Source organism: Pseudomonas sp. ICMP 8385, from assembly GCF_002699915.1.
GTDB lineage: Bacteria > Pseudomonadota > Gammaproteobacteria > Pseudomonadales > Pseudomonadaceae > Aquipseudomonas > Aquipseudomonas gessardii.
In genome coordinates this window covers 173,806-192,780 of sequence record NZ_LKBY01000091.1, presented here as the reverse complement: position 1 = coordinate 192,780, position 18,975 = coordinate 173,806, and the positions used below count along the sequence as shown (strand labels likewise).

General features: G+C 61.6%; 19 protein-coding genes and 1 riboswitch. Of the genes, 9 read left to right on the top strand and 10 right to left on the bottom strand.

Annotated elements, in window-relative coordinates; all coding sequences use genetic code 11:
* Positions 1 to 45 precede the first annotated feature (45 nt).
* A complete protein-coding gene (mltA, locus tag AO268_RS10610; protein ID WP_099168642.1) occupies positions 46 to 1,233 on the top strand; it encodes a murein transglycosylase A in 1,188 nt (395 codons plus the stop codon).
* A 131-nt stretch (positions 1,234 to 1,364) separates the two neighbouring features.
* Here the strand turns inward: mltA and AO268_RS10605 are convergent, their stop codons facing one another.
* The 4 genes from AO268_RS10605 to AO268_RS10590 form a co-directional block, all read right to left on the bottom strand.
* On the bottom strand, positions 1,365 to 1,751 hold the full coding sequence (locus tag AO268_RS10605; protein WP_099168641.1) for an MAPEG family protein: 387 nt from the start codon (positions 1,749 to 1,751) through the stop codon (positions 1,365 to 1,367).
* Between the two features lie 31 nt (positions 1,752 to 1,782).
* On the bottom strand, positions 1,783 to 2,616 hold the full coding sequence (locus AO268_RS10600) for an EamA family transporter (RefSeq protein WP_076963200.1): 834 nt from the start codon (positions 2,614 to 2,616) through the stop codon (positions 1,783 to 1,785).
* Positions 2,617 to 2,690: 74 nt separating this feature from the next.
* Positions 2,691 to 3,578, bottom strand: a complete 888-nt coding sequence (locus AO268_RS10595) for a formate/nitrite transporter family protein (RefSeq protein WP_076963199.1) — start codon at positions 3,576 to 3,578, stop codon at positions 2,691 to 2,693.
* An 87-nt stretch (positions 3,579 to 3,665) separates the two neighbouring features.
* The gene (locus AO268_RS10590; protein ID WP_076963198.1) at positions 3,666 to 4,064 is read right to left on the bottom strand and encodes an acyl-CoA thioesterase; all 399 of its coding nucleotides are present in this window, start codon (positions 4,062 to 4,064) and stop codon (positions 3,666 to 3,668) included.
* Between the two features lie 197 nt (positions 4,065 to 4,261).
* A riboswitch (S-adenosyl-L-homocysteine riboswitch) is annotated at positions 4,262 to 4,369 on the top strand.
* A gap of 21 nt (positions 4,370 to 4,390) precedes the next feature.
* Between AO268_RS10590 and ahcY the strand changes: the two genes are divergently transcribed.
* The 4 genes from ahcY to AO268_RS10565 all read left to right on the top strand — a co-directional run bounded on the left by ahcY (position 4,391) and on the right by AO268_RS10565 (position 9,855).
* A complete protein-coding gene (gene ahcY / locus AO268_RS10585) occupies positions 4,391 to 5,800 on the top strand; it encodes an adenosylhomocysteinase (RefSeq protein ID WP_099168640.1) in 1,410 nt (469 codons plus the stop codon).
* Positions 5,801 to 5,978: 178 nt separating this feature from the next.
* The gene (gene metF, locus AO268_RS10575; protein WP_076963195.1) at positions 5,979 to 6,824 is read left to right on the top strand and encodes a methylenetetrahydrofolate reductase [NAD(P)H]; all 846 of its coding nucleotides are present in this window, start codon (positions 5,979 to 5,981) and stop codon (positions 6,822 to 6,824) included.
* 129 nt (positions 6,825 to 6,953) lie between these two features.
* Positions 6,954 to 7,757 (top strand): substrate-binding periplasmic protein, encoded by an 804-nt coding sequence (locus AO268_RS10570; protein ID WP_099168639.1) that lies wholly within the window; start codon positions 6,954 to 6,956, stop codon positions 7,755 to 7,757.
* Between the two features lie 223 nt (positions 7,758 to 7,980).
* Positions 7,981 to 9,855, top strand: coding sequence for a DEAD/DEAH box helicase (locus tag AO268_RS10565; RefSeq protein WP_076963193.1), 1,875 nt, complete (start codon positions 7,981 to 7,983; stop codon positions 9,853 to 9,855).
* A gap of 102 nt (positions 9,856 to 9,957) precedes the next feature.
* On the opposite strand, the gene AO268_RS10560 is transcribed toward AO268_RS10565, so the two are convergent.
* Complete coding sequence (locus AO268_RS10560) at positions 9,958 to 10,557, bottom strand: YceI family protein (protein ID WP_076963192.1); 600 nt, start codon at positions 10,555 to 10,557, stop codon at positions 9,958 to 9,960.
* Positions 10,558 to 10,589: 32 nt separating this feature from the next.
* Positions 10,590 to 11,141 carry a cytochrome b gene (locus AO268_RS10555; protein WP_076963191.1) on the bottom strand — a complete coding sequence of 184 codons (552 nt, stop codon included), beginning with the start codon at positions 11,139 to 11,141 and terminating at the stop codon, positions 10,590 to 10,592.
* Between the two features lie 284 nt (positions 11,142 to 11,425).
* On the opposite strand from AO268_RS10555, the gene AO268_RS10550 reads away from it, so the two are divergent.
* On the top strand, positions 11,426 to 12,832 hold the full coding sequence (locus AO268_RS10550; RefSeq protein ID WP_099168638.1) for an adenosylmethionine--8-amino-7-oxononanoate transaminase: 1,407 nt from the start codon (positions 11,426 to 11,428) through the stop codon (positions 12,830 to 12,832).
* 89 nt (positions 12,833 to 12,921) lie between these two features.
* Positions 12,922 to 13,641 carry a 16S rRNA (uracil(1498)-N(3))-methyltransferase gene (locus AO268_RS10545; RefSeq protein WP_099168637.1) on the top strand — a complete coding sequence of 240 codons (720 nt, stop codon included), beginning with the start codon at positions 12,922 to 12,924 and terminating at the stop codon, positions 13,639 to 13,641.
* Positions 13,642 to 13,701: 60 nt separating this feature from the next.
* On the opposite strand, the gene AO268_RS10540 is transcribed toward AO268_RS10545, so the two are convergent.
* Genes AO268_RS10540 through AO268_RS10530 form a run of 3 tightly spaced genes read right to left on the bottom strand, consistent with a single transcriptional unit; the run spans position 13,702 to position 16,233 of the window.
* Positions 13,702 to 14,604, bottom strand: a complete 903-nt coding sequence (locus tag AO268_RS10540) for a transporter substrate-binding domain-containing protein (RefSeq protein ID WP_076963188.1) — start codon at positions 14,602 to 14,604, stop codon at positions 13,702 to 13,704.
* Between the two features lie 24 nt (positions 14,605 to 14,628).
* Positions 14,629 to 14,982, bottom strand: a complete 354-nt coding sequence (locus AO268_RS10535; RefSeq protein ID WP_099168636.1) for a RidA family protein — start codon at positions 14,980 to 14,982, stop codon at positions 14,629 to 14,631.
* A 9-nt stretch (positions 14,983 to 14,991) separates the two neighbouring features.
* The gene (locus tag AO268_RS10530; protein WP_099168635.1) at positions 14,992 to 16,233 is read right to left on the bottom strand and encodes a D-amino acid dehydrogenase; all 1,242 of its coding nucleotides are present in this window, start codon (positions 16,231 to 16,233) and stop codon (positions 14,992 to 14,994) included.
* A 105-nt stretch (positions 16,234 to 16,338) separates the two neighbouring features.
* Here AO268_RS10530 and AO268_RS10525 point away from each other — a divergent pair, with 105 nt between their 5' ends.
* Positions 16,339 to 17,241, top strand: a complete 903-nt coding sequence (locus AO268_RS10525) for a LysR family transcriptional regulator (protein WP_057960866.1) — start codon at positions 16,339 to 16,341, stop codon at positions 17,239 to 17,241.
* Positions 17,242 to 17,292: 51 nt separating this feature from the next.
* On the opposite strand, the gene trhA is transcribed toward AO268_RS10525, so the two are convergent.
* Entirely contained in the window at positions 17,293 to 17,910 is a 618-nt protein-coding gene (gene trhA, locus AO268_RS10520) for a PAQR family membrane homeostasis protein TrhA (RefSeq protein ID WP_076963185.1), read from the bottom strand.
* Positions 17,911 to 18,041: 131 nt separating this feature from the next.
* On the opposite strand from trhA, the gene AO268_RS10515 reads away from it, so the two are divergent.
* The gene (locus tag AO268_RS10515) at positions 18,042 to 18,956 is read left to right on the top strand and encodes a LysR family transcriptional regulator (RefSeq protein ID WP_099168634.1); all 915 of its coding nucleotides are present in this window, start codon (positions 18,042 to 18,044) and stop codon (positions 18,954 to 18,956) included.
* Positions 18,957 to 18,975 lie beyond the last annotated feature (19 nt).

Here is an 18,975-nt window from a genome sequence, read left to right as displayed (position 1 = left end):
CTTGCGCGGTAACGTGCGTGGGCAATCGCCTTGGGAATTACTTGCATGAATAACCTGTTCAACCCCTGGAGCCGCCGGCTGGCCTGGGCTCTGCCGATGATCGCGCTGCTGGCCGGATGCGACGGCGGCAATGCTCCGGCCCCCAAGCCCGAGCCGGAAAAACCCCACGCCGTAGCGACCTATGTCAGCGCCACCTGGGAAGCCCTGCCGACGGTCTCGGACAACGACCTGCTAGCCGGCTTCGAGTCCTGGCGCAGTGCCTGCCAACGCCTGAAAAACGACCCGGTATGGGGCACCACCTGCGCTGCAGCCGCCAATGTGCCGGGCAACGCCAGCGATATCCGTGGCTTCCTCAAGCAACAGCTGGACGTGTATGGCTTGCGCTCGGCGGACAATACCCCCAATGGCCTGATCACCGGCTACTACGAACCGGTCTACCCGGGCAGCCTCACCGAGACCAAGACCGCCCATGTGCCCGTGTTTGGCGTGCCGGACGACCTGATCATCGTCAACCTGGAAAGCATCTACCCCGAACTCAAGGGCAAACGCCTGCGCGGGCGCCTGGAAGGCCGGGTGCTCAAGCCCTATGACGATGCGGGCACCATCAACCAGCAAGGCTCCAGTGCCAAGCCCATCGCCTGGCTGACCCAGCCGATGGACCTGCAATTCCTGCAGATCCAGGGTTCGGGCCGTATCCAACTGGCGAACGGGCGCCAACTGCGCGTGGGCTATGCCGACCAGAACGGCTTCCCTTATCGCCCTATCGGCCGCTGGCTGGTGGAGCAAGACGAGCTGAAGAAAGACGAAGTGAGCATGGGCGCGATCAGTGCCTGGGCCAAGGCCCATCCTGAACGGATCCCGGAACTGTTGGCGAGCAACCCAAGCTACGTCTTCTTCAGCACCCGCCCCGACAGCAATGAAGGCCCACGCGGCTCGCTGAACGTGCCGCTGACCGCCGGTTACAGCGTGGCCGTGGACCGCAAGGTCATCCCACTGGGCAGCCTGTTGTGGTTGTCGACGACCCGTCCCGATGGCGCGCCGATCGTACGACCGGTAGCGGCCCAGGATACAGGGGGGGCGATTGTCGGTGAGGTGCGTGCGGACTTGTTCTGGGGCACGGGTGATGCAGCGGGTGAATTGGCCGGGAATATGAAGCAGCAAGGCCAGATCTGGATGCTGTGGCCCAAGGGCGCGGCACTGCCTAAAGTGCCGGACGCCCCGACAGGAAGCTAAGATGCAAATGTAGGAGCGGGCCTGTGTGGGAGCGGGCTTGCCCGCGATTGCGGTGGGTCAGCCAACCAATCTGTCGCTGATACTCCGCTATCGCGAGCAAGCCCGCTCCCACACGGGATCTACGGTGGGCTTTACATCGAGACGAAGAAGAAGCTCGCAATCAACGCCATGCCCACGAACCACACCAGCGAACGCAAGATCGCCCAGTCCGCCAGGTAGCAGATGATGTACAGCAGGCGGCTGGTGATAAACAGCACCGCCAGTACGTTGATGGTCACCAGTTCCGCGTTGCCGGCCAGGTGGGCAATGATCACCGCAGCGGCAAACGCCGGGGTCACTTCAAAGCTGTTGAGCTGTGCACTATGGGCGCGCTTAGCGAAGCCTTCGAGGGTTTCGAGGAAGGCCCGGGGGTCATGGTTCTGCCGGGGGCCGAACTTGCCACCACTGAACTTGGCCACGCCGGTATACAGGTAAGGCAGAAAAATTGCGATCAACACACACCAGAAAGCGACAGTCATCACTCATTCCTTTTTTGGTTTTATCGGCTGGTTAGAGTTTCATCACGAACATGCCGATCAGCACCAACCCACAGGCTAAGAGCCGGGAGCGGCCGAAAGGTTCTTTCAGGTAACGCATACCGAACAACACCACCAGGATCACGCTGACTTCCCGCAGCGCGGCGGCCTCGGCAATCGAGCCCAACTGCATGGCCCAAAGTACCAGAGCGTAGCTCAACAACACGCACAATCCCACGCTCAACCCCAACCGCCACTGGGTGCGCCAGAACAGGCTGAACGCCGCGCGCTTGCGCACCATGGCCAGCAAGGGAAAGGGCCAGGCGCTAATCAGGGTCAGCCAGACCAGGTAGTCCAACGGGTGCGACCAGCGTCGCAGCGCCTGCCCATCAAGGAAGGTATAGCAGCCAATGCACAGGCCGATCAGCGCCACCACCGGTAACATCGACCAGGGCAACCGATCCCCGCCACCGCCTTGCCACAACAGGCACAACATGCCGAACGGGATCAGCAGGATGCCGACAATCTGCTGGGTACTGAGGACTTCCCCGGCAAACACCAGGGTCAACGCCAGCACCACCAGCGGCGACAAACCACGCATCAGTGGATACACCAAGCCCAGGTCGCCGACGCGGTAGGCCTGGATCAGCAGGTAACGGTAGAGCAACTCGAACAGGGCCGACGCGATGATCCACGGCCAGATTTCCAGGGGCGGCAGCGTCACAAACCCTACCGCCAATAGCACAAACAGCAGCGCAACGCTGTCCATGCAGGCGATCACCAACAGGCGTTCGCCGCTGAATTTGATCAAGGTGTTCCACGTCGCATGCAACAGTGCGGCTATCAGTACCAGGACTGTCGCAAGCAATGGAACCTCCTGTAAGTGATTCGTGATGTGTCAGCACATACATATACCAAATACCGCGCTGGCGCACCCTGGCCTCACTGATCCTTGTCGGTCCGCTGCGGATGCCTGGGGGCCGCCGCCTTTTTGCCCGGCAGGCTGCATTCGCTGCGAATCTGCGCATGGCTGATCAGCGCGAAGATAAAACTGCCGCCGATGATATTGCCGGCCAGGGTCGGCCCGGCAAACACCAGCCAGAAGTCCTTCCACGGCAGTTCGCCGGCAAATACCAGGTAGGACACCTCTGCCGAACCGACGACGATGTGGGTAAAGTCGCCCAGCGCCATCAGGTAGGTGATCAGGATAATGATCCACATCTTGGCGCTTTCCATGGACGGGATCATCCACACCATGGTGGCGATCATCCAGCCGGAAACGATGCCCTTGGCGAACATCTGGCCCGTGTCGTTTTCCATGATCTTACGCCCGATTTCGAGGAAGGCCTGGTCGGTCCTGGTGTCGAAGATCGGCAGGTGCAACATCACATAGGCCACCAGCAACGTGCCGCACAGGTTGCCCACCAGCACCACCGTCCACAGCCGCACCAGGCGCCCGGCATTGCCCAGGGTCGGCTTGCTCATCACCGGCAGCACGGCGGTCAGGGTGTTTTCGGTGAACAGTTGCTGGCGTGCGAGGATCACCGCGAGAAAGCCCGCGCAGTAGCCAAAGCTGGCGATCACCTTGAAGGCTTCGCCGTCGGGCAGACGGGAATTGAGCAACCCCATGGCCATCAATGACAGGCCCATGGTCAGGCCGGCGGCCAGCGCCGACCACCATAGCGCCGCGACGCTGCGCTCCAGCTCCTGGTCGCCCTGGGTGCGGATGATTTCATGCAACACCGCCGCCCGGGGTGGCTGGTTCTTGTCCACATCCTGCTGCTCTGCCTGCGACAGGTTGGGAGTCTTGCCGTCTTCTTGCGTGGCCATGGGCGTACCTGAACGTTGGGTGACGATGTTCAGGTACGACCTACCAGCCATCACCAGCGTTCAATGGCCACTTACTGACAAGGAAGGTTACTCGCTGTCGTCCTTGAACTGGTCTTTGACGTACTTGATCTCGGTACGACCATGGGGGGCCGGCAGGCCGTCTTCGCCGAGGTTGACGAAGACCATTTTTTCCACAGTCAGGATGCTCTTGCGCGTGATCTTGTTGCGCACTTCACAGGTCAGGGTGATGGAGGTGCGGCCAAACTCGGTGGCGGTGATGCCCAGTTCGATGATGTCGCCCTGGCGCGAAGCGCTGACAAAGTTGATCTCGGAGATGTACTTGGTCACCACCCGCTGGTTGCCCAGTTGAACGATGGCGTAGATCGCGGCCTCTTCGTCGATCCAGCGCAGCAGGCTGCCACCGAACAGGGTGCCGTTGGGGTTGAGGTCTTCGGGTTTTACCCATTTGCGGGTGTGGAAGTTCATGTTCACTCCAAAGCGTCTTGCCGAATGATGGCCGACATCATGGCAGAGCGCCGGCCCAAGCTCTACGAGCCATTACCTATCAGCGCCATGAGCGATCTTCATGAGCCCGACAGAAAGGCTTGGGAAGTCAGGCGCAGGCAGCTATAATCGCCACCGCTTCAAACGGTCATCGGTGATCGATACCGTTCTCCCGCCACCTGTCCGAGGGGCGCTGCAGCAGGCCCTGGCCTGTCAGGCTCGGATGGGGCGTTGCCCCGCCGGGTTGTCCTGGCTGGATACTAAACGCACAACGGCGCCCATTCGCACACTACGAATGGAGGCTCTTCATGAGCGCTGTAATCACGCCTGCAGGTTTTACCGACTACAAAGTCGCCGATATGTCCCTCGCTGCCTGGGGCCGTCGCGAAACCTTTATCGCCGAATCCGAAATGCCTGCCCTGATGGGTCTGCGCCGCAAGTACGCCGCCGAGCAGCCGCTCAAGGGCGCGAAGATCCTCGGCTGTATCCACATGACCATCCAGACTGCCGTGCTGATCGAGACCCTGGTTGCCCTGGGTGCCGAAGTGCGCTGGTCGTCCTGCAACATCTTCTCGACCCAGGACCAGGCCGCTGCCGCCATCGCCGCTGCCGGTATCCCGGTGTTCGCCTGGAAAGGCGAGACCGAAGAAGAGTACGAGTGGTGCCTGGAGCAAACCATCCTGAAAGATGGCGCGCCTTGGGATGCCAACATGATCCTCGACGACGGCGGCGACCTGACCGAGCTGCTGCACAAGAAGTACCCGGCCATCCTCGACCGTGTCCACGGCGTGACCGAAGAAACCACCACCGGCGTGCACCGCCTGCTGGACATGCTGGCCAAGGGCGAGCTGAAAATCCCGGCCATCAACGTCAACGACTCGGTGACCAAGAGCAAGAACGACAACAAGTACGGCTGCCGTCACAGCCTCAACGATGCGATCAAGCGCGGCACCGACCACCTGCTGTCGGGCAAGCAAGCCCTGGTGATCGGTTACGGTGACGTGGGCAAGGGTTCGTCCCAGTCCCTGCGCCAGGAAGGCATGATCGTCAAGGTTTCCGAAGTCGACCCGATCTGCGCCATGCAAGCGTGCATGGACGGTTTTGAAGTGGTCTCGCCGTTCATCGACGGCCAGAACGACGGCACCGAAGCCAGCATCGACAAGGCCCTGCTGGGCAAGATCGACCTGATCGTGACCACCACCGGTAACGTCAATGTCTGCGATGCCAACATGCTCAAGGCCCTGAAAAAGCGCGCCGTGGTGTGCAACATCGGTCACTTCGACAACGAAATCGACACCGCTTTCATGCGCAAGCACTGGGCATGGGAAGAAGTCAAACCTCAGGTGCACAAGGTTCACCGTACCGGTGCTGGCAGCTTTGATCCGCAGAACGACGACTACCTGATCCTGCTGGCCGAAGGCCGCCTGGTTAACCTGGGCAACGCCACCGGCCACCCAAGCCGCATCATGGATGGCTCGTTCGCCAACCAGGTACTGGCGCAGATCTTCCTGTTCGGCCAAAAATACGCCGACCTGTCGCCTGCCCAGAAAGCCGAGCGCCTGACCGTGGAAGTACTGCCGAAGAAACTCGACGAAGAAGTGGCCCTGGAAATGGTCCGCGGCTTCGGCGGCGTGGTGACGCAACTGACCAAGACCCAGGCCAACTACATCGGCGTGACGGTTGAAGGTCCGTTCAAGCCGCACGCCTACCGCTACTGATCGGCCCTGCCGGCGCCGGCTCCTCTGTGGGAGCCGGGCTTGCCCGCGATGCAGGTACCACGGTATTCCAGCAATACCGCGCTGATGCTATCGCAGGCAAGCCAGCTCCCACAGAAAGCCCGGCACCCGCATCGATTGTGTATGCCTTCCAGGTTTTTGAGTTTCCAAGGGTATTACCATGTCCCAAGACCGTCGCTACAGCTTCGAGTTCTTCCCGACCAAGACCGATGCTGGGCATGAAAAACTAATGGCGACTGCCAAGCAGTTGGCCAGCTACAACCCCGATTTTTTCTCCTGCACCTACGGCGCAGGCGGCTCGACCCGTGATCGCACGATCAACACCGTGCTGCAACTGGAAAGCGAAGCCAAGGTGCCCGCCGCGCCGCACCTGTCGTGCGTGGGCGACAGCAAGGCCGACCTGCGTGGCCTGCTGAGCCAATACAAGGCCGCCGGCATCAAGCGTATCGTTGCCCTGCGTGGCGACCTGCCGTCCGGCATGGGCATGGCCAGCGGCGAATTGCGCTACGCCAATGACCTGGTGAGCTTCATTCGTGAGGAAACCGGTGATCACTTCCATATCGAAGTGGCCGCCTACCCGGAAATGCACCCGCAGGCACGCAACTTTGAGGACGATCTCAACAACTTCGTGCGCAAGGCCAATGCCGGCGCCAACAGTGCGATCACCCAGTACTTCTTCAACGCCGACAGCTACTTCTACTTTGTCGAGCGCGTGCAGGCCATGGGTGTGAATATCCCGATCGTGCCGGGCATCATGCCGATCACCAACTACAGCAAGCTGGCGCGCTTCTCTGACGCCTGCGGTGCAGAAATCCCACGCTGGGTACGCAAGCAGCTGGAAGCCTATGGCGATGACGTCAAGAGCATCCAGGCCTTTGGCGAGCAGGTCATCAGTGACATGTGCGAGACCTTGCTGCAAGGTGGCGCACCGGGGCTGCACTTCTACACCCTGAACCAGGCCGACCCGAGCCTGGCGATCTGGAACAACCTCAAGCTGCCACGCTGAGGCTGCCCTCCCGTACCGCCGACCCGGACTCCTTCCCGGCTCGGCGGCACAATAAAAGTTCAGGTTTGCGGCCTGAAGATCCCCGATCCAGAGCTTCTCTTTACCCTGAGACAGTCGTAACCTCAGGGTATGCCCGTCATTCTCCAGTTGTTGACCGCTGTCCTTTTCACTTGCCTGAGCCTGGCCGCCCACGGCGAGAAACTACGCATTGTCACCGAGCCCTGGGCACCTTACGTCTACGAAGAAAACGGCCAGATGCGCGGGCTCGACTACGAGACCACCGTCATCGTGTTCCAGCGCCTGGGGATCGAGGTGCAATGGCAGTTCCTGCCCTGGAAACGTTGCCTGGCCATGCTCGACCAGGGCCTGGCCGATGGCGCGCTGGATATTTTCCACAGCCACGAACGCGACGCTGCGCTGCTTTACCCCAGCGAACCGCTGTCCAAGGTTGAGTTTGTGATGTTCTACGCCAACGAACGCCCGCATCCATTCCAGACCCTGAATGACCTCAAGGGGCTGACCATCGGCACCTCCCCTGGCTACCTGTATAGCGCCGGGTTCAGCGAATCCACCCTGTTTACCCGGGAACCGGCGCCCAGCCATGAGGCCAACTTCGGCAAGCTGGCCCGTGGTCGGATTGACCTGGTGATCACCGACCGCCGGGTTGGCCAACATGTGCTCAAGGCGTTGGGCCTGGAACACCAGGTCACACAGGCGTCACCAGTGATCAGCAGCCAGAAGCAATTCCTCGCCGTGCGCCGTGGCGCGGGCATGGACCTGCTGGTGCAGCGTTTTGCTGCCGAACTCAAGCGCTTCAAGCAAGAGCCGGCCTACGCAGCCCTGAGTGCGAAATATGCCGGTATCCATGCGAAAATAGCGCCCTCGCCGCGGCTGGACGACACCGTTGAGCAGCAGGAAAGCAGCGCGCAGTGATTGCTCTGTTATACTCCGGCCTTTCCGCCAGGCTTACGCCCGGCCGCTGTGGTCGTCTAACAGGCATCCAACCCCGCTACTGCGCAGCTTTGCAGCCCGCGCGAGCTGTTGGAGTGCGTGCCAGCCCCAGCAGGACCGGACGGGGTTGCGTTCCTCTAAACGCGATTCGCGCCCGGCAAGATTATCCCTTTGGGCCAAGCCCTAACTACAAACAGGATTACTCATGTCCTTTGCTTCCCTCGGTCTCTCCGAGGCTTTAGTCCGCGCCATCGAGGCAGCGGGCTATACCGAGCCTACTCCGGTGCAACAGCGGGCTATTCCCGCCGTGTTGCAAGGTCGCGACCTGATGGTCGCGGCTCAGACAGGTACTGGTAAAACCGGCGGCTTCGCCCTCCCGATTCTGGAGCGGTTGTTCCCCAACGGTCACCCGGACAAATCCCAACGTCACGGCCCGCGCCAACCCCGCGTACTGGTCCTGACCCCCACCCGCGAACTCGCCGCCCAAGTGCATGACAGCTTCAAGCTCTATGCCCGCGACCTGAAGTTCGTCAGCGCCTGCATCTTCGGCGGCGTCGGCATGAACCCTCAGGTTCAGGCCATGTCCCGCGGGGTTGACGTGCTGGTCGCCTGCCCAGGTCGCTTGCTCGACCTGTGCGGCCAAGGCAGCGTCGATCTGTCCCACGTGGAAATCCTCGTGCTGGACGAAGCCGACCGCATGCTCGACATGGGCTTTGTGCATGACGTGAAGAAAGTCCTCGCGCGCCTGCCGGCCAAACGCCAGAACCTGCTGTTCTCGGCAACGTTCTCCAACGACATCACCGCCCTGGCCGGCAAGCTGCTGCACAACCCCGAGCGCATCGAAGTCACGCCGCCCAACACCACGGTCGAGCGTATCGAGCAACGGGTGTTCCGCCTGCCTGCCAGCCACAAGCGTTCGCTGCTGGCCCACCTGATCACCGCCGGTGCCTGGGAACAGGTCCTGGTGTTCACCCGCACCAAGCACGGCGCCAACCGCCTGGCCGAGTACCTGGACAAGCACGGCCTGACCGCCGTCGCCATCCACGGCAACAAGAGCCAGAACGCGCGGACCAAGGCCCTGGCCGACTTCAAGGCCGGCTCCGTACGGATCCTGGTCGCCACCGATATCGCCGCCCGTGGCCTGGATATCGACCAACTGCCGCACGTGGTCAACTTCGAGCTGCCAAACGTCGATGAAGACTACGTGCACCGTATCGGCCGTACGGGCCGGGCCGGTCGTTCGGGCGAGGCCATTTCCCTGGTCGCCCCGGATGAAGAAAAACTGCTGAAAAGCATCGAGCGCATGACCAAGCAGAAAATTGCCGACGGCGACCTGATGGGCTTCGATGCCAGCACCGTGGAAGCCGAGAAACCGGAAGTGCGCGAGCGCCCGGACGTGCGTAACCCACGCAACCCACGCGGTCCCAAGGGCGATGGCCCGAACGGCGGCGGCGGTGGCGGTGGTCGTCGCGACAAAGGCAAGGACAAGGGCGGCAAGGACAAGGCGCCCACCAACGGCCGTGGCGAACGCCCAGCCCGTGAGCAGAAGCCCCGCGAAGGCACCCCGGCCCGTGAACAGCGCCAGCCGAGCCAGCCGCCACGCGCCGCAGCCGACCGCGCACCGGATGAGTTCCTCGACGATGACGTGGATAACTTCGGTAACCGCGTAGACTACGTGCCCCAGGCCAAACCGGCCCAGGGTCGTGGTCGTCGCCCGGGTGCCCCGGCACCGGGTGCAGGTGCTCCGCGCACCGGCGGCCAGCCACAGGGTCGCCAGAACGCTCCGCGCAGCAGCAACGGCGCCACCACCGGCACCCCACCGGCCAAGCGCAATGGTCCGCGTAACGGCGCACCACGTGACGGCCAGGCCCGTCGCGAAGAGTCGCGCAACCGCCGCCCCGCCCGTGATGAGCAGCCACGCTCCTCCGAGCCAGCCGTGCAGAACCCGCGCAGCGGCACCACGCCGAAGATCATCCACAAGGAGTCGAAAAGCGATCGCTTCCCGACACCTGAGCAGTTGGATCAACTGCCAGGCCGCCCTCGTGGTGAAAAACCAGCGTTGCTGACCCGCAACCGCTAAGTTGCTGGCATAAAAAACGCCCCGTATCTTGCGATACGGGGCGTTTTTTTATGCCTTCAAACTACTGTAGGAGCAAGCTTGCTCGCTCCTACAGACAAAGCATTACTTCGCTTTTACACCTTCAAAGGTGATGTACAGCTCAACCTTGTCGGACTGTGGACCTACATCCATACCATCCTTGTTGAACTCTTTGCGGCTGATGCTGGTGGTGCCTTCAAAGCCGGCACGGTAGCCACCCCATGGATCCTTGCCTTCACCCAGGAACGTAGCCTTGACCACGATTGGCTTGGTGACCCCGTGGAAAGTCAGGTCGCCAGTGACATCGGCAGTCAGCTTGCCATCGGCATTCTTGCCGGTTGGCTTGACGCTGGTGGAGACAAACTTGGCATCCGGGAATTTGCCCGACTCCAGAAAGTCCTTGCTGTTAACGTGCTTGTCGCGCTCGGCATGGTTGCTGAAGATACTGGCGGTGCGCACATTCACTTCGATCTTGGCATCTTCAGGCTTGGCAGCGTCAAAGCTGAACTTGCCGTCCAGGTCCTTGAAAGTACCGGTGATGAAGCTGTAGCCCAAGTGGCTGATCTTGAAATCGACGAAGGCGTGCTGGCCTTCTTTGTCGATCACGTAGTCAGCCGCCATCGCCGAACCAGCAGACAGCAGGGCAGAACCAATTGCCAGAGCGGCGAGAGTTTTTTTCAACATGCTTTCTATTCCTTGTGAGTCGAGGTTGAACATCAGGCTTTGCGCCCCAGCATACGGACCAGGGTTGCATCACGATCAATGAAGTGGTGTTTCAAGGCAGCCACGCCATGCAGGCCGGCAAAGACCACCAGCACCCAGGCCAGGTACAAATGCACCAGCCCGGCTACATCTGCCTGGTCCGGTAGACCGGAAACCACGGCAGGAATTTCAAACAAACCAAACACCGGGATCCCGACACCATCTGCGGTGGAAATCAGATAGCCGGCAATCATCACCGCAAACAGCCCCAGATACAGGAACCCGTGGCCGAATGCGGCACCGATACGGGTCAGACGACTATAGCTGGCCAGCGCTGGCGGCGGCGGGCTGAGCAGGCGCCAGACAATGCGCACCAACATGACCGCAAACAACGTAAGGCCAATGCTTTTGTGCAAATCCGGCGCGTCTTTACGCCAGGCGCTGTAATAGTCGAGACCGACCATCCACAAGCCCAGCGCAAACAGACCGAACACCACCAGTGCCACGCCCCAATGAATCACAATGCTGACCCAGCCGTAGCGGGTCGATGAGTTTCGTAGTTGCATTAACCAAATCCCGTAAGAGCCGTGCTCAAGACTAGCGTTTTACTTATCGATATAAAGCGGAAAATTTCGCTATGAAACATCGAAAAAAACGATCTTAAAGAGTACACAGATTAAGTTAACGATGGATTAACGACTATTCCTAAGATACGTGACAGACCGTCCTGCATTTATCGCGAATTATCCTACAAACGCTCAATTGGGTTGTGACACCGCCCGCCATTGCATAGGCTTGCGCGATTGTTTTGCCTGCGCGGGTCACGGCAGCGCTTCGAGGAGACGAAAAGATGGGCTTGAATAACCAGTGGATGCAACGCGACCTGGCGGTGCTGTGGCATCCCTGCACCCAGATGAAAGACCACCAGCAGCTGCCGCTGGTGCCAATCAAGCGCGGTGAAGGCGTGTGGCTGGAAGACTTTGAAGGCAAGCGCTACCTCGATGCTGTCAGCTCCTGGTGGGTCAACGTGTTCGGCCACGCCAACCAGCGTATCAACCAGCGTATCAAGGATCAGGTGGACCAACTGGAGCACGTGATCCTCGCCGGCTTCAGCCACCAGCCGGTGATCGAGCTGTCCGAGCGCCTGGTCAAGCTCACCCCCGAAGGCCTGACCCGCTGCTTCTACGCCGACAATGGCTCGTCATGCATCGAAGTCGCGCTGAAAATGAGCTTTCACTATTGGCTCAACCGCGGCCAGCCGAACAAAAAGCGCTTTGTCACCCTGACCAACAGCTACCACGGCGAAACCATCGCCGCGATGTCGGTTGGCGATGTGCCGCTGTTCACCGAGACCTACAAGGCCTTGCTGCTGGACACCCTCAAGGTGCCAAGCCCGGACTGCTACCTGCGCCCCGATGGCATGAGTTGGGAAGAACATTCGCGCAACATGTTCCAGGCCATGGAACAAACCCTGGCGGATAACCACGCCAGCGTCGCCGCCGTGATCGTCGAGCCGCTGATCCAGGGCGCCGGTGGCATGCGCATGTACCACCCGGTGTACCTCAAGCTGCTGCGCGAAGCCTGCGACCGGTATGGCGTGCACCTGATCCACGACGAAATCGCCGTGGGCTTCGGCCGCACCGGCAGCATGTTCGCCTGTGAACAGGCGGGTATCCGCCCGGACTTCCTGTGCCTGTCCAAGGCCCTGACCGGCGGCTACCTGCCCCTGGCCGCCGTGGTCACCACCGAGGATGTGTACAGCGCCTTCTACGACGACTACCCAACCCTGCGCGCCTTCCTGCATTCCCACAGCTACACCGGCAACCCGCTGGCGTGTGCGGCGGCCCTGGCGACCCTGGATATCTTTGAAGAAGACAACGTCATCGAACACAACAAGGCCCTGGCCCAGCGCATGGCCACCGCCACCGCACACCTGGTGGACCATCCCCATGTGTCGGAAGTGCGCCAGACTGGCATGGTGCTGGCCATCGAGATGGTCCAGGACAAGGCCACCAAGGCCGCCTACCCGTGGCAGGAACGGCGCGGCCTGAAAGTGTTCGAGCACGCCCTGGAGCGCGGCGCGTTGTTGCGGCCCTTGGGCAGCGTGGTGTATTTCCTGCCGCCGTATGTGATCACCCCGGAGCAGATCGACTTTTTGGCCGAAGTGGCCACTGAAGGCATTGATATCGCCACTAACAGCACAGTCAGCGTGGCCGTGCCCAAGGACTTCCACCCAGGCTTTCGCGACCCCGGCTGATTGAACCCAGCCTATTAATCTGGCGCCTGGCCTGCCGCATCGCGGGCAAGCCCGGCTCCCACAGGTTTTGCATTTTCCCGAGAACAGAAATGAGACTGTCGCGTTTTTTCACCGATACCCCGCTGAGCCTTGGCGACCACGAACTGCCCGAAGCCCAGGCGCATTACATCAGCCGCGTGCTGCGCATGAATGAAGGCGATGCCGTGCAACTGTTCGACGGTTCTGGCCAGGAATTTCGCGGCAGCCTGCTGGAAGTCGGGAAAAAACGTGTGACGGTGCAACTCACCGAAGCCTTCGCCGGCCAGGTCGAATCACCGCTGCACATTCATCTGGGCCAGGGCCTGTCCCGGGGCGAGCGTATGGATTGGGCCATCCAGAAAGCCACCGAGCTTGGGGTCAACGCCATCACGCCGATCTTCAGCGAGCGTTGCGAAGTACGCCTCAAGGACGAACGTGCCGACAAACGCCTGCTGCACTGGCGCCAGGTCACAATCAGCGCCTGCGAGCAATGCGGGCGCTCCACGGTGCCGGTGATTCACCCACCGTTGTTACTGGCCGATTGGTTGCAACAGGCCGAGGCGGATTTGAAGCTGGTGCTGCACCCGGTGGCCGAGCCACTGGTGAGCCATGCCAAACCGTCGAGCCTGGCGTTTTTGATCGGCCCGGAGGGAGGCTTGACCGATGGCGAAGTCCAGACCGCGCAAGGCGCTGGCTTCCACGCCGCACGGCTGGGGCCGCGGGTGTTGCGCACCGAGACCGCGCCGGTGGTGGCGCTGGCGGTTGCACAACAGCTGTGGGGCGACTTCTAACCCCACCTTGCAAACCCAATCAAAAATGTGGGAGCAAGCTCCCACATTGGGATTGGTGGTTTATTCCACCGGATCGCTGACCGGCTTGGCAATAATCGCCTTCAGCTCGCTGGTCATGGGGAATTCCAGGTTCAAGCCCTTCGGCGGGATCGGCTGTTCAAACCAGCGCTGGTAGATCCCGTTGATTTCCCCCGAGCTGTACAGCTCGCCCAGGGTCTCGTTGACCACCGCCAGAAACTGCGGGTCGTCCTTGCGCACCATGCAGCTGTAGATTTCCCGCGACTGCTCCTCGCCCACCACCACCCACTTGTGCGGGTCTTGGGCCTTGGCGCGCTCGCCGTAGAGCAATGCGTCGTCCATATAGAACGCCACGGCCCGGCCCGATTGCAGCATCTGGAACGCCTCGCCGTGATCCTTGGCGCTGATCACCGACATATCCAGCTTGTGCTCGTGGTTGTAGCTCTTGAGGAACCGTTCGTTGGTGGTGCCGGCGGTGGTCACCACGTTCTTGCCGCGCAGGTCGGCGAAGCGCTGGATGCCGCTGTCGTTGGCGGTAAGCAACTGGCCCTTCACATAGATAAAGCCATAGGAAAACGCCACCTGCTTCTGCCGCTCGGCCGTCACCCCGGTGGAGCCGCACTCCAGGTCCACGGTGCCGTTGATCACCAACGGGATGCGCGTCTGCGAGGTGACCAGGTTGTACTTCACGTTGAGCTGGGGCACGCCGGTCTTCTGCTGGATGCGCTCGACTATCTTGCTCGCCAGGTCCACCGAATAGCCCATGGGCTTGCCAGTGTGGTCACCGACATAGGAAAACGGCACCGACGCATCGCGATAGCCCAAGGTGATGCTCTTAGCATTCGCGATCTTGGCCAGGGTGCCTGTCAGCGGCGCTTCATTGGCCTGGGCCTGGGCCGCCAGTAACAGCCCGAGGGCCGTGCCGATCAACGTGATTTTTTGCATTGTTATTCTCCGTTGGTTTTCTTGTTATGGGCGGCGTACAGCGATAACGCTGATTTCCACCAGCACACCGGGGCGTGCCAGTTCCGCCTGCAGGGTGGTGCGGGTCGGTGCCTGGCCGGGCGTGAGCCAGGCGGACCAGACATCATTCATCGGCGCAAAGCCCTCCTGGATATTCTTCAGGTAAATGGTCGCGTTGAGCAGATGATCCTTGTCGCTGCCGGCTTCGGCCAGCAGCGCATCAATTTTGGCCAGCACCTCTTGGGTCTGGGTGGTCACGTCCTGGCCGTCGCCCGGCACCTGGCCAGACAGGAAGACCAGCTCCTGGAAGGCCACGGCGCCCGACAGGCGATTATTGCTGTTGATCCGGGTGATGGTCATTGCAGTGTCCTAAGCGGCGCGGGGCGCGAGGCCCTGCATATCAATGGAAGTGGTGTGCTGGCCGATCAACTCCGCCAACAGCTGGCCGCTGCCACAGGCCAGGGTAAAGCCCAGGGCGCCGTGGCCAAGGTTGAGCCACAGGTTGCGGTACACACTGGCGCCAATCAACGGCACGCCACTGGGGGTGGCCGGGCGCATGCCGGCCCATTCGATGGCCTGGCTGTAGTCGCCGGCCAGGGGGAAGGTCTCACTGGCCTGGCGCTTGATCAGGGCCAGGCGCTTGGGCTCAAGGCCGGTATCAAAGCCGACGATGTCGACCATCGCCGCCACCCGCAATTGCTCGCCGATCCGTGCGTAGACGATCTTGCGGTCATAGTCGGTGATGCTGATTTTTGGCGCGGCGTGCTGCGCGCCAATCGGTACGCTCAGGCTGTAGCCCTTGAGCGGGTACAGCGGCAGCACGATGCCCGGCAAGGCCAGCTCGGGGCTGCGGACTCCGGCCGCCAGCACCAGATGCTGCACCGGCATCACCTCGCCGCCCAACTCAATCCCCTGCACCGTGCCGTTGGCCTGGCGGATGCCCGTGACTTTGCGCCCCAGCACAAACCGGCAACGGCCCGACGCTTCCAGGCGTGCCGCCAATTGCTGACAGAAGCCATGACAATCCGCCACTTCTTCATTGGGTGTGTAGATGCCCCCGACAAAATCCGTGGCCCCCAGGGTCGGTTCCAGGCGCGTGCAATCGGCCGCCGACAGCACCTGCTGTTGCAGGCGATCGAGCACCTTATTGCGAGCGTGTTCAAAGCTGTGGTGGCTGCGAAACGTCACCAGCTTGCCATTGCGTTTCCAGTCGAAGCCGTCCAGCCCGTCTTCTTCGCGCCACTGCTGCAAGGTGCCCTGGCTCAAGGTGGCCAGGCGCAACAAGTGGCCGGCATTGCGCTTGTTGACCGAGGCCCGGCAGGCACCGAGGAACGCGGCCATCCAGCGCCATTGCGCCGGGTCCAGGCGCGGGCGCAGCTTTAACGGCGAGTCGCCGCGCAACAGCCAGCCAATGGCTTGCAACGGCACGCCTTTGTCCGCCAGCGGCGCAACGTAGCGATAGGACAACTGGCCGCCATTGGCAAAACTGGTCTCGCTGCCCAGGCTGTCGCGGGCTTCGACCACCGTCACGTCCATGCCAGCGCGCACCAGGGCATAGGCGCTCGCCAGACCGATGACCCCACCGCCAATGATGCAAACCTGCTGAGCCATGTCGATTCCCGAGCGTTGTAATGAGCACCAAGATTAGGGCCAGGTGACAGGCGCCGGACAATGAATAAAGATGGGCCACCTATAAACAAAGGTTATGGACTTGTCATGCGCTTGCGTCATATCGAAATCTTCCAGGCCATCCGCCAGACCGGCTCGGTCAGCGCCGCCGCGCAGTTGCTGCACGTCTCACAACCGGCGGTGACCAAGGTGCTGCAACATGCCGAGCTGCAGTTGGGTTTCCCGCTGTTCCTGCGCATACGCGGCAAGCTGCAGCCAACCCCGGAGGCCCTGGCTCTGGAACGTGAAGTCGATAAGGTCAGCGAAAGCCTGCAAGGCGTGCGGCGCCTGGCCCAGAACCTGCGGCGCGCACCCGGCCAAAGCCTGCGCATCGGCGCCACGCCGGCCCTGGCCTTGTCGTTGTTGCCACCGGCGATTGGCGAATGGACCCAGCGCTACCCGGACATCGCCTGCGAACTATCCAGCGCCCACAGCCGCGAACTGGTGCAAAACCTGCTGATGCGCGAGATGGATGTGGCGCTGACCCTCAAGTCCCCGGACCATCCCGGGCTCAAGGCCCAGGCATTGGCCCACGGCGTGCTGGTGGCCCTGGCGCCACGGGGTTTCTGGCCGGCGGCGGAGCTGGGCAAACCCTTGCCGTTGATGGCCCTGGCGGGCGCGCCGTTGATTGGCTTGTCCAGTGCCGACCCACTCTCGGCGCGGCTCGACAGCTACCTCGAAGCGGTCGAGCCGCCGCCCAGGGTGCGGATCTCGGTACAGACCTATTCCCTGGCCCGCGCCATGGTGGAATCCGGCGCCGGCCTGGCGGTGATCGACCCCTTCACGGCGCTGGGCGCGTCCACCGACAGCACCTGCATCCGCCCCCTGGCCCCGCCGCTGCCCATCACCTTATATGCCCTGACCCGTGCCGACGAGCCACCGCCGCATATGTTGGCGAGCCTGCTGGAGATCTTTGGCAGCCGTGCCCAGGAGCAGTTGGACCGCCTGTAAAACACCAAAAAATCCATGTGGGAGCTCCCACACAAGCCAGCGCCTACAGCTTCAGAGCACGTAGCGCATGATCGCCACAAAATGCAGCAGGCTGCCGCCAATTACAAACAAGTGCCAGATCCCATGGGAATGCCTTAACCGGTGTTCCAGGGCAAAAAAGATAATCCCCACCGTGTACAACACCCCGCCCGACGCCAGCCAGATAAACCCATGCGTACCCAGCGCCGCGATCAACGGCTTGACCGCCACCAACACAATCCAGCCCATCACCGCATAAATCACAATCGACAAAATCCGCGCCTCCGAGCGCGGCTTGATCTCCTGCAGGATGCCGATCACCGCCAGCCCCCAGACAATCCCGAACAGCGTCCAGCCCCACGCCCCGTTCAGGGTCACCAGGCAAAACGGCGTATAGCTGCCGGCGATCAGCAGGTAGATCGAAAAGTGGTCGACCTTCTGCATGATCGCTTTCTTGCGCCCGCGCACGCTGTGATACACCGTCGAGGCGCTGTACAGCACCAGCAGGGTAAAACCATAGATCGCCACGCTGACGATCTTCCACGGGCTGCCGTCCAGGCTCGCCACCACCAGCATCCACACCGCGCCGATAAAGGCCGCCACGGCGCCGAGCAAATGGCTCCAGGCGTTGAATCGTTCGCCGTGATACATACCTCATCCACCTCCAAAACGGCTGCACGTCCCCGTAAGGCTCATGCCTGACAGGCGAGAGTGCAAGACCGTTATGACGGTTGCGGTGCTTTAAGGGCACAATCGAGCGCATTCCAATAAGAGCCACCGCCATGCTGATCGACGAAGAATTCACCCTCAAGAAACTGGAAATCTTCCTGGCCTTCATGCGCACCGGCAACCTGGCCCGCGCCGCCGCCGAATTGCACACCAGCAATGTCAGCGTGCACCGCGCCATCCACTCCCTGGAAAACGCCCTGCGCTGCCCGCTGTTCAAGCACGAAGGGCGCAACCTCACCCCGCTGGAAAGCGCCTACGTGCTCGAAGAACGCGCGCAAAAGCTGGTGCAAGACGTGGTCGACAGCGTGCGCCTGACCCGCGAAGCCGCCGGGTTCTCCGCCGAGCGCTTCAAGCTCGGCGCCCTGTATTCACTGACGGTCAAGACCGTGCCGCAACTGATCATGGGCCTGAAAATCAGGCGTAGCGAGCTCAATATCGACCTGATCCTGGGCTCCAACGTCGACCTGATGTACAAGCTCAAGAACATGGAAGTGGATGCGATCCTGATCTCCCTCGACGACCAGGCCGTCGAGCCGGACTGCGCGCAGATCCAGCTGTTTTCCGACGATATCTTCCTCGCCACCCCCGCCGATTCGCCCCTGGACCGCGAACAGGAAATCGACCTGGCCCAGGTGCGCGACGCCACCTTCATCACCCTGACCCAAGGCTTCGCCACCCACCAGGACGGCGCACGGGTGTTCAAACAGGCGGGTTTCGAGCCGAAGGTGGCGATGCAGGTCAACGACATCTTTACCCTGCTGAGCATGGTCAGCTCGGGCGTTGGCTATGCGCTGCTGCCGGGGAGGATTGCGGCGGTGTATGAGAACCGGGTCAAGCTGATCCCGTTGCAGCCACGCTACCGGTTGCAGCAGCACATAGGCGTGGTGTTCTTGAAAGCCAAGGAGCGCGATCCGAATTTGCTGGCGTTGTTGGCGGAGTGTCGGATGTATGCCAATCGGCAGGTTTGAAACCGCCATCGCAGGCCCT